General features: G+C 59.4%; 15 protein-coding genes and 1 pseudogene. 3 read left to right on the top strand and 13 right to left on the bottom strand.

Annotation, left to right across the window (positions count from 1 at the left end):
* Positions 1-245: 245 nt before the first annotated feature.
* The 5 genes from E5J99_RS03845 to E5J99_RS03825 form a co-directional block, all read right to left on the bottom strand.
* A complete protein-coding gene (locus tag E5J99_RS03845) occupies positions 246-488 on the bottom strand; it encodes a hypothetical protein (RefSeq protein ID WP_135496399.1) in 243 nt (80 codons plus the stop codon).
* A 200-nt stretch (positions 489-688) separates the two neighbouring features.
* A complete protein-coding gene (locus E5J99_RS03840; protein WP_135496398.1) occupies positions 689-1747 on the bottom strand; it encodes a bile acid:sodium symporter family protein in 1059 nt (352 codons plus the stop codon).
* A gap of 152 nt (positions 1748-1899) precedes the next feature.
* Positions 1900-2352, bottom strand: a complete 453-nt coding sequence (locus E5J99_RS03835; RefSeq protein ID WP_135496397.1) for an ankyrin repeat domain-containing protein — start codon at positions 2350-2352, stop codon at positions 1900-1902.
* 107 nt (positions 2353-2459) lie between these two features.
* Positions 2460-3500, bottom strand: a complete 1041-nt coding sequence (locus tag E5J99_RS03830; RefSeq protein ID WP_135496396.1) for an LLM class flavin-dependent oxidoreductase — start codon at positions 3498-3500, stop codon at positions 2460-2462.
* 135 nt (positions 3501-3635) lie between these two features.
* The gene (locus tag E5J99_RS03825; RefSeq protein ID WP_245318697.1) at positions 3636-5225 is read right to left on the bottom strand and encodes an MDR family MFS transporter; all 1590 of its coding nucleotides are present in this window, start codon (positions 5223-5225) and stop codon (positions 3636-3638) included.
* A 153-nt stretch (positions 5226-5378) separates the two neighbouring features.
* Here E5J99_RS03825 and E5J99_RS03820 point away from each other — a divergent pair, with 153 nt between their 5' ends.
* Positions 5379-6143 carry a sulfite exporter TauE/SafE family protein gene (locus E5J99_RS03820; RefSeq protein WP_135496395.1) on the top strand — a complete coding sequence of 255 codons (765 nt, stop codon included), beginning with the start codon at positions 5379-5381 and terminating at the stop codon, positions 6141-6143.
* A 168-nt stretch (positions 6144-6311) separates the two neighbouring features.
* Here the strand turns inward: E5J99_RS03820 and E5J99_RS03815 are convergent, their stop codons facing one another.
* Positions 6312-6824: a hypothetical protein gene (locus tag E5J99_RS03815; RefSeq protein ID WP_135496394.1), complete on the bottom strand. Its 513-nt coding sequence runs from the start codon at positions 6822-6824 to the stop codon at positions 6312-6314.
* 182 nt (positions 6825-7006) lie between these two features.
* Here E5J99_RS03815 and E5J99_RS03810 point away from each other — a divergent pair, with 182 nt between their 5' ends.
* Positions 7007-8044, top strand: a complete 1038-nt coding sequence (locus E5J99_RS03810) for an SDR family NAD(P)-dependent oxidoreductase (protein WP_135496393.1) — start codon at positions 7007-7009, stop codon at positions 8042-8044.
* Positions 8045-8132: 88 nt separating this feature from the next.
* Here E5J99_RS03810 and E5J99_RS03805 read toward each other — a convergent pair whose 3' ends face one another.
* The 6 genes from E5J99_RS03805 to E5J99_RS03780 form a co-directional block, all read right to left on the bottom strand.
* Positions 8133-8633, bottom strand: coding sequence for a DUF5004 domain-containing protein (locus E5J99_RS03805; RefSeq protein WP_135496392.1), 501 nt, complete (start codon positions 8631-8633; stop codon positions 8133-8135).
* 299 nt (positions 8634-8932) lie between these two features.
* A complete protein-coding gene (mutM, locus tag E5J99_RS03800; protein WP_135496391.1) occupies positions 8933-9763 on the bottom strand; it encodes a DNA-formamidopyrimidine glycosylase in 831 nt (276 codons plus the stop codon).
* Between the two features lie 130 nt (positions 9764-9893).
* Entirely contained in the window at positions 9894-10793 is a 900-nt protein-coding gene (locus tag E5J99_RS03795; protein ID WP_135496390.1) for a PhzF family phenazine biosynthesis protein, read from the bottom strand.
* A gap of 300 nt (positions 10794-11093) precedes the next feature.
* Positions 11094-11975: a M48 family metalloprotease gene (locus tag E5J99_RS03790; protein ID WP_135496389.1), complete on the bottom strand. Its 882-nt coding sequence runs from the start codon at positions 11973-11975 to the stop codon at positions 11094-11096.
* Positions 11976-12268: 293 nt separating this feature from the next.
* A complete protein-coding gene (locus E5J99_RS03785) occupies positions 12269-14065 on the bottom strand; it encodes an ABC transporter ATP-binding protein (RefSeq protein ID WP_135496388.1) in 1797 nt (598 codons plus the stop codon).
* Between the two features lie 347 nt (positions 14066-14412).
* The gene (locus E5J99_RS03780) at positions 14413-14805 is read right to left on the bottom strand and encodes an STAS domain-containing protein (RefSeq protein WP_262712966.1); all 393 of its coding nucleotides are present in this window, start codon (positions 14803-14805) and stop codon (positions 14413-14415) included.
* Between the two features lie 5 nt (positions 14806-14810).
* Here E5J99_RS03780 and E5J99_RS21580 point away from each other — a divergent pair, with 5 nt between their 5' ends.
* A complete protein-coding gene (locus E5J99_RS21580; protein WP_210114401.1) occupies positions 14811-15050 on the top strand; it encodes a hypothetical protein in 240 nt (79 codons plus the stop codon).
* A gap of 51 nt (positions 15051-15101) precedes the next feature.
* On the opposite strand, the pseudogene E5J99_RS03775 reads toward E5J99_RS21580, so the two are convergent.
* Positions 15102-15223 (bottom strand): annotated as a pseudogene (locus E5J99_RS03775) (IS5/IS1182 family transposase); the annotation flags it as partial.

The following is a 15223-nucleotide window of genomic DNA, read 5'->3' as shown; positions in this document are numbered from 1 at the left end:
CGCGAACTATACAGTTCACGCTACTTCATAGGCACGTACACCGTTCGCAAACACGCTCTAAAACTCGCACAGAAGTCCCAGTAAGGCATGAAAAGCGCCTGACAACTCATGTCAGGCGCTTTTTTAGTGTCCTGTAAGCAGGTGCTGCCAAGAGTAAGATGCAGCCGGCCAGAATCATGCTTGAGCAGTACAGCGACAGGAAGCGTGAGTGGAGCTGGGCGCACATGCTTGCGCGTAGGCGAAATCTAGTTGCTGCGGTTTGTCAGCAGCGTGAGTTGCGCGACCATATCGGCCGAACCCTGGTACACCAAGCGCCCACTCTGTAGGGCCCCGGCATATACTTCTACTTCGGGCGAGTGGTGCGGCACAAACACGCGCACCGACTCCCAGGCACCGGGCCGGATAAAAGTGGTGCCCTCAATTTCCTGCGCTGGCCACGAAATCTCATAAAATCCGGCTTTCTCCAACTGCACGTTAAGCATAGTCATGGTGGTATGTTTTCAGGGCCACAAGTCTATTTGTCATTCGATGGTTCCTATTTTATAAATAAATATTCTTATTTATTACTGATATCAGCCGCCAGACAATAGAATGAAGCTTTTGGCGCTGGATCATGCTTGACCCCGACGATGATGGCGCAAAGATGACAGCCGGAAAATTTGATCCAACTCCCCTAAAGCAATACCGCTCAACCCGACATAGGTACTGCCTCGTTTACCTGCATGCGGCGGCCTAGAGCCTGCGCGATTACACTGGCTAGCATAATCTGGAGAGCGTGGTAGAGCATCAGCGGAAGCAGCAGCGTGCCCAGGGCTATAGTGCTCGGAAATAATACCTTGGCCAGCACCGTGCCGTGCACCAAGGACTTTTTGGAACCGCAAAAAACGGCCGTAATCCGGTCTGCGGCCGAGAAGTGCAGCAGGCGCCCCAGCAGACTAATCAGTCCGAAGACCAGCAGGAACAACGCCACCATGCCCGCTGCCAGGGCCAAAATATCGGAAGCGCCGTAGCCTTGGAATAGGTTTTGGGCGAAGGATTCGCAGAAGGAGGTGAACACCAGCAGCAGGATAATGAGTTGATCGAACACCCGCAGGTGCTGCCGGTGTGCCTCGGCCCAGGTGCCGTAGCGCGAATTGAGCAGCATACCCAGCGCCACCGGTACTACCACCTGCAAGCCCAGGCTGAGGGCCATATTACCCAGGCCTACCTGCGCCGCGCCCGTATGCAGCACCAAGTTCACCCACAGCGGTGTCAGCAGAATGCCCAGCAAGCTGGAAATACTAGCGTTGAAAATGGCCGCTGGTAGGTTTCCCTGGGCAATAGAAACCATGACCACCGAGGTAGAAACCGTGGAAGGCAGCGTGGAAAGGAAAAAAATGCTGATCCACAGCGCTTCGCCCTTGGCACTATCGAAGAAAGGCCGCGCGGCGAGGGCCAGCAGGGGGAAAAGCAGAAAGGTGGCGCTTTGCGTCACGAGGTGCAGGTGCCAGTTGCGCATGCCGGTGCGCAGCTTTTCGGTACTCAGTCGCAGCCCATAAAAGAAGAAAATGACGGCCACCCCTCCGCTAGTCACTGCCGACCACGGCACCGGACTGCTTCTGCTGCCTATGCCGGGCGCGAGGTACGCCACGCCTACAACAAGTAGCAGCGCGCCCAGAAACCAGTCGATGCCGAGGCGGGCAAGTAAACTGACAGCTGGGGCTGGCGGCAGGGCAGTAGGGGCAGAGGGCAGGTTGGGCTGGGGCATAGGCGCTTGTACGAAGCTCTCCGGGGCGCGGCCAGCTGCCGAAAATTATGAAATAAATTCGCCCCTGCGCTGCTCCCGGAACCGGGGCAACGCAGGGGCGAATCGGAGTGGTTACCAGTGGGTTGGACGGCGTCCGAACCCACTGGTAGTCCTTACATACTTTTTTGCTCGATCAGGGCAATTACCTCTTTGTTGCCGCTTTCCTTCGCAAACGCCAGGGCATCCTTGCCATCATCATCTTTGGCTTTGGCATCGGCTCCGTTGGTCAGCAGTAGCTCCACAATGGCTTTGTGGCCTTTCGAAGCAGCGGCCATCAGAGCCGTGCCCTTGAAAGCATCGGCCTTGTTGACCTGTGCTTTGTATTTCAGCAGCGCCTGCACCAGCTCCAGGTTGCCGTTGTTGGCCGCCGTGATGAGGTAAGTAGTTGGAAAGCCGGGTACCAGCTCGATGGCAGCATTGGGGTCAACGCCGCTTTTCAGCAGGGCTTCCGCGTCGGCGGGCTTGTTGCGCACTACGGCCGTGTACAGCTCCTTGCCAGAGGTTTGAGCGAAAGTAACCGAAGCAAAGCTGATGAGCAGGGCCAGCAGGAAAAAACTCTTTTTCATAGAGTTACGGGAAATCAGGGTACAACAGGATTGGCAAAAGTACAAAAAGCTCCGAATGTGACCATCCGAAGCTCCCTATAAATTTATCGATACTGGTGCAAGACTGCTTAAATAGCTAATGCTGCTTCGTTAACTGAGCTAAGTGCAAACGCTTCTGCCAACAGTTCATACGAGCGCCGCCGGTCCTCAAAATCGTGTGTGATAGTAACGGCCACCACTTCATCGACGCCGTATTGCTGAGCTAGGGCCGTAAGCTGTACTTTCAGCTGGTCGGGGGTACCGCTGACGATGCGTTGCCAGTTATAGGTCAGTCGTTCCTGCTCGGCGGCTGAATACTGGTAATCTTTAATTTCGTCGTATGGTGGCATCGGGGTTCTTTCCCCTCGCTCCAGGCGAAGCAGTTGCAGGGCTAAGGACTCATGCAGCTGCCGCGCTTTCTCCTCATCTTCAGCGCAGAGTACAAAAATGGCTGCGCTGGCCAGCGGCTGCCGCAAATGCACCGACGGCTTGAACCGGTCTTTGTACAGCCGCACCATCTGGGGGCCGCCTACCGGGTTGATGAAGTGGGCGAAGGTGAACGCCATGCCCAGATAAGCCGCAAACAAACCGCTCTGGCCGCTGGAGCTCAAGATCCAGGGTTCGGGCACGGAAGCGCCCTGGGGAGAGGCTTTTACTTTCTCCTGAATAGAATCGGGCTCGGCCGTATCGGTGAGGTAGCGGCTCAGGTCCATGAGCTGCTCGATAAAGTCGGACTCGGTGAAGGTGTTGGAAGGGTTCAGGACGGAGGCCGTGAGCCGGTCGGAGCCGGGGGCCCGGCCAATACCCAGGTCGATACGGCCCGGAAACAGGGTTTCGAGCATCCGAAAGTTCTCGGCCACTTTCAGGGCGCTATAATGCGGCAGCATCACGCCGCCCGAACCGATGCGGATGCGCTGGGTGACGCCCGCCAGATGGGCCATAAGCACTTCCGGTGTGGAGCCGGCCAGCGTAGCCGTATTATGGTGTTCCGAAACCCAGTAGCGCGTGTAGCCCAGGCGGTCGGCCAGCTGCGCCAACTCAATGGTTTCCAGAATGGCCTGGCGGGCCGTGCCGCCCTGCCGTACCGGCGACTGGTCGAGAATGCTGAGGCGGAGTGAAGTAGTCGTCATAATGGATAGGCGGGAGAAGGCGAGCAAAATGACAGGTTTGCTGCCGGTAGTAGCGTGCCTATACAACCCGATTCAGACCCAGTAGTTCCAAGCCGTGCGGTGGTCGGGTGCTGCCGGACTCATTGCACAGCCGCCCTACTTCACGGCCTCTGCCATCCGGACCGGAGCAGGCTTGGGCGCGGCATTGGTAGTGCGCAACGGTAGCTCCGGGATAAAAAGCGTAGCCAGCCAGCCACACAGCACCAGGCACATGGTGCAAAGGTAAACCCGGGAAATAGCGCGGGTGAAGGCGGCGCGGACGGCGGGCGTGGGCCGGCTCGCCACCGCGCCCGATCCGGCTGCCGACTCTGCCGCTGCCGCACGAGCTTCGGCTTGGGCGGTGGTGGTAGCGGGTAGGCTTTCCGCCACGCTCAAGGTGAGGATCGTGCCGAGCAGCGCCGCCGCCATAGCTCCGCCAATCTGCCGGAAAAACTGGCTGGCCGACGTCGCCTGGCCGGTAAAACGCGGCTCAATAGCATTTTGAATGGCCAGTGTATAGAGCGGCATGCTGGGGCCCAGGCCCAGGCCGCACACCAACACGTAGAGCAGCACGTGTTCGTAAGAAACGGTGGCGGGCATGGTACTCAGCAGCGCCAGGCCCGCGAGCAACACCAAGCCGCCGGCCAGCATCCAGCGTTTGTAGTGGCCAAAGCGCGCTACCATCTGCCCGGCCAGCATGGAGCCGCCCACCACGCCCAACGACAACGGAATCAGGCTGATGCCCGCCCGCGTGGCCGACACGCCCACGACGTTAATCATGAAGAGCGGCTCGAAAATGATGATGCTCAGAAAAGCCCCGCCGAGTAGAAAAGAGGCAATATTAGCCGCGCGAAAAACCGGGTTATGAAACAGCGTAAGGTCCAGAATGGGGTTGGCTGACCGTACCGACCGGAGCACAAACGCCACCAGCGCCGCGACGCCCCCGCCAAACAGGCCCAGTGTAAGGGGAGAAGTCCAGCCGTGTTCGGCCTTGTTGAGCTGCAGAGCCAGCACCAGTGGCACCAGTCCGGCTATGAGCAGCAGCGCCGAGAGGTAGTCGAGCGGCTTTTTCTCACCGCGGGGCTCAAGCCGGGGCATACGGGTCAGAATAAACCACAGCGCCAGCAGGCCCAGCGGCAGGTTGACGTAGAACACCAGCCGCCACCCCGCCACGCCGGGCAGCAGCCCGGTGCCGTGGTCGGTGAGCAGGCCGCCCAGAAATGGCCCCAGCACCGAGGAAATGCCAAACGTAGCGCCCACAAAGCCCTGGTATTTGCCCCGCTCGGCGGGCGGAAACAAGTCGGCAATAACGATGAACGCCATGGCCAGCAGGCCCGCACCGCCCAGCCCCTGCACCGCCCGGAAAAGGATGAGCTGGCTCATACCGTCGCCCAACAGCGGCAGCGGGCCAAACTCGCCGGCCAGGCCACACAACGCCGAACCGGTGAGGAAAATCAGAATGGCCGTGACTTCAATAGTACGCCGCGAGTACATATCGGCCAGCTTGCCATACACGGGCAGCAGCGCCGTGCTGGCCACCAAATAGGCCGTAGCCACCCACGCGAACCGGTCGAAACCGTGCAAATCGGCCACGATGCGCGGCAGGGCGGTTGCCACGATGGTTTGGTCGAGCGAGCTTAGGAACAGGGCCAGCAGTACCCCGGCCAACGTGAGCATTTTGCTGCGCTGGGTAAGATTTTCGGTCATGAGCCGAATGTACGGCAGATTGGGGCGCAGGGTAAAAAAAATCACAAAGCGCTTGAACTCCCCCCACAGCGGCAGGGCAGAAAAGCCCGGTTCCGACGCGGCCACAAGCCGCCAGCCCGTGTATCTTCGCCGCTTCATCGGTTTATTGCGCGCATGACTACCACGCTGCTGTTGCTTTGCCTGTTTGCTTTTTTGGCTGGGTTCGTCGATTCGGTAGTGGGGGGCGGCGGCCTCATTCAGCTGCCGGCCATGCTGCTGCTGCTCAAAGGCGTGCCGGTTCCCACCATTCTCGGTACCGGGAAAGTGTCGTCGTTGGCGGGCACGTCGGCCGCCTTCCGCCGCTACGCCGGCCAGGTCCCGATTCGGTGGCGGGCGGTGGGGGCGGCGGCCGTGGCGGCGGGCATGTTCTCGTTTGCCGGAGCCCGCATTGTGAGCCTCATGCCGGCCGACCTGTTGCGGCCCCTGGTGCTGGGGCTACTGGTCGTTATTGCTATTTATACCTTCTGGCGCAAGGATTTTGGCGCAATTCACGCCCCGCGCCTGCCCGCCCACAAGGAGCCGTACTACGGCATCCTCATCGGGGTGGTGCTGGGCTTCTACGACGGATTCTTCGGGCCTGGCACCGGTAGCTTTCTGCTGTTTGCCTTCGTGGGCCTGTTCGGCTACGACTTCATTACGGCCTCGGCCTCGGCTAAGCTGGTCAACATTGCTACCAATGTAGCCAGCGTGGCATTTTTCGCCTTCACCCACCAGATACTCTACAAAATAGCCCTACCTATGGCCGCCTGCAATATGCTCGGCTCGGCTCTTGGGGCCAAAATGGCCCTGAAGCGCGGCACTGCCTTCGTGCGCGGGTTATTTCTGGTTGTCGTCTGCGGCATCATCCTCAAGCTGGGCTACGATACCTTTCAGGCGTAAGCTGGCGGCTAGTCGAGAATTCTGGGTTTTTGCAACGCGCTGGTAGTGTTGTGTTCTGCGGGAGCTGGCGTCCACGCCGCCGAGGCAGGCCACGGCGGTAAACCAGCAACGCCTCATTAGCTGCACAAAATGGCAGCTAATGAGGCGTTGCTGGTTTGGTAACGCAGCTTACTCGCCGCGGTTGGGCAGGCCGGGCACCGCGTTGCCTTGGTTGGTGCTGGCATTGGGTACGCCCATTTTTTCCTCGCGCTTGCGCTGGTATTTGGCAAACTGCTCCGGGGCCAGCACATCTTTCAGCATCGCCAGGCGCGATTGACCGATGTCGTCTACCACGGTGTTGAGCTTGCGCACGTCGGTGCGGTATTGCAGGCGGGCCGTTTCCACGTTGCGCACGCTGGTCAGGTTTATCTGGCGCACCTTTTCAGTTTGGGCGGGCGTCAGGTTCAGCGCCTGCCGCATGTTGTCGGTGAGGGCGGTGGCTTTGGCATCCACTTTCTCAGCCGAAGGCATCGGCACGGCTACGGGTTTGGGAGCTGCCGTTTTTCCCGTGGCAGCGCCCATGGTTTTGGCTTTCACCGTTGTGCCCGCCGTTTCGGTTTTGGTTTTTGTCTTCGTCAAAGCCGTTTGGGCGTGTGCCACGGTCGAAAAGAGCAGCAGGGAAGCAAGCAAAGAAATCTTCATGGTCATCAGAAAAGTCGGGAGCGGAAAGGCCGGTCGTGCCGTAGCGTAAAAACCTTGCCTACGTAAAGATGGTGCCAAAAATGACACGGCAACGCATAAAACGAGGGAGCCGCCGGTTTTCGTGCGCAGGTTCGCCCGGCCGGAGTGTAACCTTTCGGGCGGCCTTTGCTTACATAGACACTATGAAGCGAAAAACCCGAAACAACTGGCTGACGGCTGTCGGCATTGGCACGCTGCTGGCAGCGGCATCTCTGTGGACCAACCGCCGGGGCTTTTACACCCTGCAAGGGCGGGTGGTACTCATCACCGGCGGCTCCCGTGGGTTAGGGCTCATCATGGCCCGCCACGCCGTGGCCGAAGGTGCCCGCGTTGCTATTTGTGCCCGCGACGCGGAAGAGCTGGAGCGGGCTCGGCAGGAACTCACCGCCGGCGGGGCCGAAGTGCTGGCCCTCACCCGCGACGTGACCGATGCCGATGCCGTTCGTACGCTGGTGGCGGAAGTACAGCAGCAGCTCGGGGCCATTGATGTGCTCATCAACAATGCCGGCATCATCAGCGCCGGACCACTCGACCACACCGACCTACGCGACTACCAGGATTCGATGGATACGCATTTCTGGGCTCCGCTGCACGCCATGCAAGCTGTGCTACCCGGCATGCGCCAGCGCGGCGAAGGGCGCATCGTCAATATTGCCTCGGTCGGCGGCAAGGTGGCCGTGCCGCACCTGGCACCCTACAGCGCCAGTAAGTTTGCCTTGGTCGGCTTGTCGGAAGCCTTCCGCTCTGAGTTGCTCCAGCACGGCATTTTGGTCACGACGGTGTGCCCCGGTCTGATGCGCACCGGCAGCGCCCGGCATGCCCTCATCAAAGGCCAGCACCAGAAAGAATACGCCTGGTTTAGTATCGCCGATTCACTGCCCGTCATTTCGATGGATGCCGACGACGCGGCCCGGCAGATCTGGAATGCCTGCCGCCGGGGCGACGCCGAAGTCATTCTGGGCTTGCCGGCCAAGCTGCTGTCAGCCTTCCACGGCTTGCTGCCGGGCACCACTACCGATGTGTTGGGCTGGGTGAACCGCGCCCTGCCCGGCCGCACCGGCGAGCTGGGCAATGAGCGCCGCCACGGCTACGAAAGTGAGTCAGCCGTGTCGCAGTCGTGGCTGACGACGCTCACGCGCAAAGCAGAAAGGGCGAACAACGAGCTAACCAGTAACAAGTAGCGCGCTGGTCCTGTGCGTAAAAAAGAAGCCCCGCTTCCGGCTGGAAGTGGGGCTTTCTTATGAGCTTGAACGGTGGAAAAGGCGTGGTCTAGCGGGAGAAAACGGAGGTGTAGATGGTCACGGGGTTCGTGCCTTCCGAGTAGTTCAGCCGCAGCGTAGTGGCAGTAAGCTCGGCAATAGAGTAGCGGCGGATTCCTTTGTCCTGACGCACGGTCAGCGAATCGCCGGTGGCGTTGAGCTGCCACGCGCCGTTCTGGAGCTGTGGCGTTTCAGCCGATGCTTTCAGCGCCCCTTCACTCACACTATATTCGCCGCCCGACTTGTAGGCAATAGAATTGTCGCGCAGCCAAGGCTTCATGCGAGCCAGTAAGCTCACGCTCGGAGCCTCCGTGGTAGCGCCCGCCGCAACAGTACGCGTGGTGAGGTCGGTGAGGTGCCAGCTGCCCTGCGACAGCAGATCGGTTGCTGATTGAGTTTTCGCGGCGGCAGCATCCTGAGTAGGTGCACTTACTTCCTCTAACTCTTTCTCACAAGCCGCCAACGATAGGGTGGCAGCCACCAGGCTCAGGAAAATGGGCAGTTTCTTCATGAAAACGACAATTTGGTGAATGAAACAACACGCAAAAATGCGTAGTAGCCGTTAGGCATAGGCAATGATCTTTTTTCAACTACACTCTCTCCTCCGCACCTTGCCTTGAAGTTGTTGGCCTAACTCAAAGGTAAAACACTTAGTTCAGACTTTCGCGGAAAAAGACAATTATTGAAATATTATATAGAGAAAATTCAACTCCACTAAACAAGTATAAGATTTTGTGCTTCAGGATGGTAGATTGCGTGAAAGTGCCCTTGATACTGGTTAATGCTGGTTTTGCTTGGGCTCGAATAGCATTATTTTATACAATCAGGAGCCGGCTGGCAGCGTGGGCACACATACGTGGCCCTGCTGCCAACGTAGCTTTTTTCAATCTCGACTTTCGGGTGGCGCGGGCAAAAGCGGTGCTGCTCCGTGCCTGGCGTCGCCGACGTATCCCACTCGCGGGCATGAATCAGGAAGGAAGCCGGAAAATGGCGGTAGGTGGCCTCGTGGCTGATGGCCGTGCTAAGCACAAGCTGAATAGCGACCTGCAAGGTCCTGAATTCCTTGGCCGTAAGCGTGTTGCCCCGCCGTTCGGGGTGAATTTTAGCCTGAAACAGTACTTCATCCACTATCCAGTTGCCGAGGCCGGCCGTAATGCTCTGGTCCAGCAGCAGCGGCTTTATCAGGCCCTTTTTCGCGCTCAGCACGTGCTGCAAATGCGCAGCCGTGACATCCAGCGCATCCGGACCCAGTTTCTTGGCTTTTTGGTAGTGGCTCACACTTTCCGTGTGCCGGATGCGGCCAAACTTGCGCGGGTCGATGAAGGCAATGCGCAGGCCGCTGGCCAGGTGCAGCGCCACGCGGGTAAAGCGCGGCATATCGTGGTCGTCGCGGTAGGCCCCCACGTCGCCCGTCATGCCAAAGTGCAAGACCAGCGCCGTACCGTCGGTGAGCTCCAGAAAGCAGTTTTTGCCGATGCGCCGGGTAGCAGTTACCTGCTGCCCAACTACGCGTTGCCGCAGGGTGTCCTCATCGGTGCCCAGCACGTGGGCATCGTGCACCTCGAAGGCCGTAATGGGTTGGTCCAGAATGATTTCGTCGAGGAAGCGACGGTAGGTTTCAACTTCGGGTAACTCAGGCACGCGAATGGAATAGAAGGAGTGAAAACAGCGCAGAGACGCCGAGCATAGCGCTTGCCACAGCAGCTTTGACTAACATCTCAGACCGACGATGAGTTGCGCTACGGCTCCGCTATTTCCGGAAAATCGCTCCTTACAGCGTGAGCTTTCCCTCGACCATTACCACGGCCTGCCCTCCAATCGTGACTGATTCGATGTGCTCCCGCGGCCCGACAATGCTAACCTGCACGCTGCCGGCACGCCCCATCCAATGGCCCTGCTCCGCCACAAATTCCGGGTGCTGGAGGTAGCCGTGCCGCCACAGATAAGCGGCCATGCCACCAGTAGCCGAGCCCGTAACGGGGTCCTCGGCAATGTCGGGTGGGGTGCCAAAATGGCGGGCGAACGTGTGGCCCGCCGCCGTTGCGCCGCCGAGGCAGAACAGATGAGGACTGAAAAAGTCGCTGCCGGCCCGGTAGCGCGCAAATGCTGCCGTGTCGGGGATGTGGGCCCGCTGTAGCGCCGCGTGGTCGCGCAGCAGCAGCATAAGCTGCGGGGTGCCCGTGCTGACCGTCTCTACGGGTGAGCCGGGCACTAGGTCGTCGGGCGTGAGCCCGAACAGCGGCAGCACCACGGCGGGGTCGTGGCGAGTACCGAACACGGGTTTGCGCTGCGTCATGAGCACCTGCGCGGGGGCTCCGACGGTAGCAGCAGGCACTACGGCAATGGCAATGGGGCCGTGCAGCAGCTCCAAGTACAGCTCGGTGCGGGCCCCCGCCAACGCTAGCCGGCCGGTATGCAGCAGTGCCGTAACGGTGGCAATGGTAGGATGGCCGGCCAGTGGTATTTCCTCGGCCGGTGTGAAGTAGCGCACCCCAAACTCGGCCACGGCGGAGCGCCGCACAAAGGCAGTTTCCGATTGGTTGAACTCGCGGGCCAGGCGCTGCATGGTTTCTGCCGAAAGGTCATCGGCATCCAATACCACCGCACACGGATTGCCTCCCAGCGCGGTGTCCGTAAACGCATCAACCAACAGAAAAGGATAGGTTGCCATAGGTACAACCAGTAGGTGAGCCGCAAAGCTACGTGCGGGTTTGGGATTTCGAGTGGTGCGTCCTGCTTCGACAAGCGGACGCCAGATCAAGCAGGACGCTGAAGTAAACACGCTTGCTTCAGTGTAACTACCTAAAAGCTAATACTTCAGCTGCTGCTCCGACAATCTGACAGTAGATGCAAGATGACAGAAACGAGTTCCAACACTTCTCAAACCCGCTCTTCACGCTACAGCAGCTTCTACAAACACACAGGCCAGCTTCCACCTGGAAACCGGCCTGTGCGTTTATGCTGAGAAGTTCTACGAAGGATCTGACAGCAGCCCAACTTGCTGGCCCCGGGTGTTAAATACACCCCCGGAGGCGCTGATATAGAGGCGGCGGTCCTGGCCATCGACCAGGATATAGGGGAAGCTGGTGCTGTTGGAGCGGGCCACGCGACCCACCACTTCCCCGGTGCGGGAGTTGTCCAGCATCCGAACCACGTTCAGCTTGCTGGTCAGGTAGTAGCGCTGCTCGGGGTTGTCGCGGAAGGTGAGCTGGCCGACTACGTTGAACGGTGCGGCAGCGCTGGCGGAGGCGGTGCGGGCGGGCGCGGAGTGGCGGGCTACCACGACCGGCGCGGCCGAAGGAGCAACGGTGCGCGTGCTGGCCGCAATCTGGGTGCTGGCCTGCTGCCAGCCTTTGCCGATGGCCGCCAGGCGCGTAGAGCGGCCGGGGTGAGTAGGCGACGCCTCTTCGTCCGAAACAACGGCCATGCCGGCTTGCGCTTCGGCTAGGCTGGCGCCCATCTTGCGGAGCACGAAGCCCGAAAACTCGTCGGCTTCCAGCTCATCGGCGGGCTGACTGCCACCGGCGCGCAGGGTGTGGCCGTTGAGGTGGTGGCCCATTTCGTGGGCCAGAATGCTGATGCCGGCCCAGTCGGTGCGGCCGGCGCGGTTTACCGAGGCCACGAACTGCGGATTATACAGCAAAAACCGCTTGCCGTTGTATACTACAGCGGCGGCGTTTTGAACCTGGGAAGTAGACTGGAGCTCGAAGCGCGGCTTGAGGCCCACCACATCGGTGATTTCGCGCAATACGTCGCGGCGGGCGGTATTTTGGGCAGAAACAGATGTTAGGAATAGAAACCACCCGGCAAGCAACAAGCCTGCGGAGCGGCGGAAGGTGCGATAATCGGTCATGGGAAAATCCTTTTGGCGTATACGAGTGCTAAGTCAAGAATCTTGCCGGAAACGGGGCTTACCTGGTAGCGTAGCCGGCTGCATTGAAAACGGTAGCTCGACCGATTTCGTGCTTTCCTTCCTCAAAAACATAGAACTGACGCGTGCCTGAACGGAGCCGTTGCTTGCCCGATGCAACTTGACACCCAATAAAGAGCCTGCACCACGGCCAGCAGGTTGGCTACGGGTAGTGCCAAATTTGCTGACTGCGGTGCAGGCTCCTGTTATTGAGAAGGATAACGGCCTGACTGCGGCTATACTTTTTCCAGCTTCTTGGCAACCGGCCCGGCAGCCGTGGGCCGCTCCCCGATTTGCTGCCGCCACATGGCGTAGTACAATCCTTTTTGCTCCAGTAGCTCGTCGTGGCGGCCTTGCTCGGCCACATGGCCTTTTTCGAGCACGTAGATGCGGTCGGCGTGTAGCACGGTGCTCAGGCGGTGGGCAATGAGAATGGTGATGTGCCGGCGCGAGCCCGACAGCTCCCGCACCGTGGTGCTGATTTCCTCTTCCGTAAGCGAGTCGAGGGCGGAAGTGGCTTCGTCGAACACGAGTAGGGTAGGATGCCGGAGCAGGGCGCGGGCAATGCTCAGGCGCTGCTTTTCGCCGCCCGATACCTTCACGCCGCCTTCGCCAATCACCGTATCGAGGCCCAGTGGGGCGCGGGCCAGGAGGGTGTCGGCCGCCGCCTGGCGCAGGGCGCGCAGGCATTCCTCGTCGGTGGCCTGGGGTGCCACGAAGACCAGGTTTTCGCGAATAGTACCGGCGAAAAGCTGGGTGTCCTGGGTCACGAACCCGATTTGCTCGCGCAGCTGGTCCAGATCGAGCTTGGCGCCGGGAATGTCGTTGTAGCGAATCTGGCCGCTGGCGGGCGGGTAGAGGCCCACCAGGAGCTTCACAAGCGTCGTTTTGCCCGAGCCCGAGGGGCCTACGAAGGCTATGGTTTCGCCGAGTTTCGCGGTGAAGGAAATACCGTCCAGAGCCGCGTTGCTGGCCGATAGATGCTTGAAGCGCACGTCGTCGAAGGCCAAGGTCTGGAGCTGCTCGATAACCTGCGGATGCTCGGGCTTCACCTCCTTGGGCGTCGCCAGAATTTGTTGGAAATTGGCCAGTGACGCCTCGGTTTCGCGGTACACGTTGATGATGCTGCCCATTTCCTGCAGCGGCCCGAAAATGGCGAACGAGTAGATGAAGAAGGAGAAAAACTCGCCGACGGTGATAATCTGCTGCACCACCAGAAACAGCAGCATAAGCAGAATCACGTTGCGCATCAGGTTCACGAAGGTGCCCTGAATGAAGGACAAGGAGCGCAGGTAGCGTACTTTTTTCAGCTCCAGCTTCAGGATTTTTTCGGTCGTGGCGTTCAGGCGCTTGGTTTCCTGCTGGGCCAGGCCGAGGCTTTTAATCAGCTCAATGTTGCGCAGGCTTTCCGTGGTAGAGCCGGCCAGCGCCGTGGTTTCGGCCACAATGGTTTTCTGAATCACCTTGATGCGCCGGCTCAGAAACAAGCTCAACGAGCCCAGAATCGGGATGGTGAGGAAGTAGACGGCCGCAATGGGCCAGTAGACGCTGATGGCGTACCAGACTACGAAGATGATGCCTACCAACGAGATAAACAGCACGTTGACGAAGCTCTGAATCAGGCGCTCGACGTCGGTGCGCACCTTCTGCAGCTTGCCCAGCGTTTCGCCGGAGCGCTGGTCTTCAAACACCTGGTAGGGCAGCTCCAGCGAGTGGCGCAGGCCGTCGGAATATAGCTCGGCCCCGAGGCGCTGGGTGATGACGTTGACGTAGTAATCCTGGAAGTTCTTGGCGATGCGCGACACCATGGCCACGCCCATGGCCTTGAGAATGAGGATGCCCGCCCCCCCGGCCAGAAAAGCCCAGAAACCGTCGTGAAATACCGTTTCGCCCGCCTTTACCACGTGGCGGTCAATGATTTGCCGGAAGATGTAGGGGTCGAGCAGGGAGAATACCTGGTTGATAGCAGCCAGCAGCAGGGCTAGCCCCAGGAGGCCCCAATAGTGGCGCAGATACCCGTACAATAGTTTCATGTGTGGAGAGAAAGGTCGGAGGAGAAGCGGGAAAGCAGGCAGAAGTTTTGGCCGGTGCCGCCTCAGCAAGATAACGGACGACTGCGTAATGAGTTTGGCCCAGCGCCTGCCGCGGCCACCGCACGCCGCGCCGGAACGCCACCACTGCTAACGCCGGGGCACCCACAACAGCAGATTCATGCGTCGTGACAGGCATAAATAGCTCCGTATAGGCGCACCCCGTCGCCCACTGGCGCCGCACGACGCCAGGTAGGATTTCCGGGAAAAGCGGGTACTGCCCAGAGCAGCCAGATGAGCGAGCTGAAGGTGCGCGTAAGCAACAGGCTGAAACCGAAAACCGCGACGCGCTACATAAGGCCAGAAGTGGACTGGGAGCAGCCGCTGGAACCAGTTGCCGGCACATCAACCTGAAACAGAACATCGAGCCGGAGCAGCCGCAAGGTGCGGTGCAGGCGCGCATCTACGTTGCTGAGCAAAATAGTAGCACCAGAAGAGCGTAGCGTCAGAAGCTGCGACACGAAGTAAGCCACGCCCCGGGTACGCAGGCAGCGCAGGTGCTGGCAGTCGATGAGCAGGCGCGGGTGGCGCACATGACTGTGGCGCAGGAGCATGCGGGCCAGCTCAATGGGCTTGATTTCATCGAAGTTTACCCGAATCAGGTAGGGGGTAAAATCTTCAGGCGAGGTAATGGTCAGCGGGGACATATAGCGGAGCGTGAAGACTGACGAGCAGAAGTCCAACGAAAATGCCAGAAGCTAATCAAGCGGGTTATCCGAGGCTTGAAACAGGACTGGAACTCGTGGGAAGTGAATTTAAGCAATTGCCTACACTTTTAACAGCGGACATACAGCCGTTTTTGGTAGTAGCCGCACCGGAAATATACTGGCTGATTGCAGGGCAAAAAAAAAGCTCCGAAACCAGGTTCGGAGCTTTTACAGAGTATCGCTATTTCAATTGGCTTGGCAAGTGGTACCAGGGCCAGTAGGTAGCATGTACTTGAGGCTTTGCGCCAATTCAATTCCTTCGTGCTTAGAGCCTATCCAAATAGGCAGTTATACCAGGTGATTCGAGCGCAAGCAAAATGGAGCATGGCCAGATAGTTTTCGGGTTTTTTGGCCCAACGAATCAGCAGGTGGCGGAAGCGGTTGAGCCAGGAGT

This window comes from Hymenobacter elongatus (assembly GCF_004745955.1).
In the GTDB taxonomy this organism is placed as follows: domain Bacteria; phylum Bacteroidota; class Bacteroidia; order Cytophagales; family Hymenobacteraceae; genus Hymenobacter; species Hymenobacter elongatus.
This window is presented reverse-complemented; position numbering and strand designations above follow the sequence as displayed.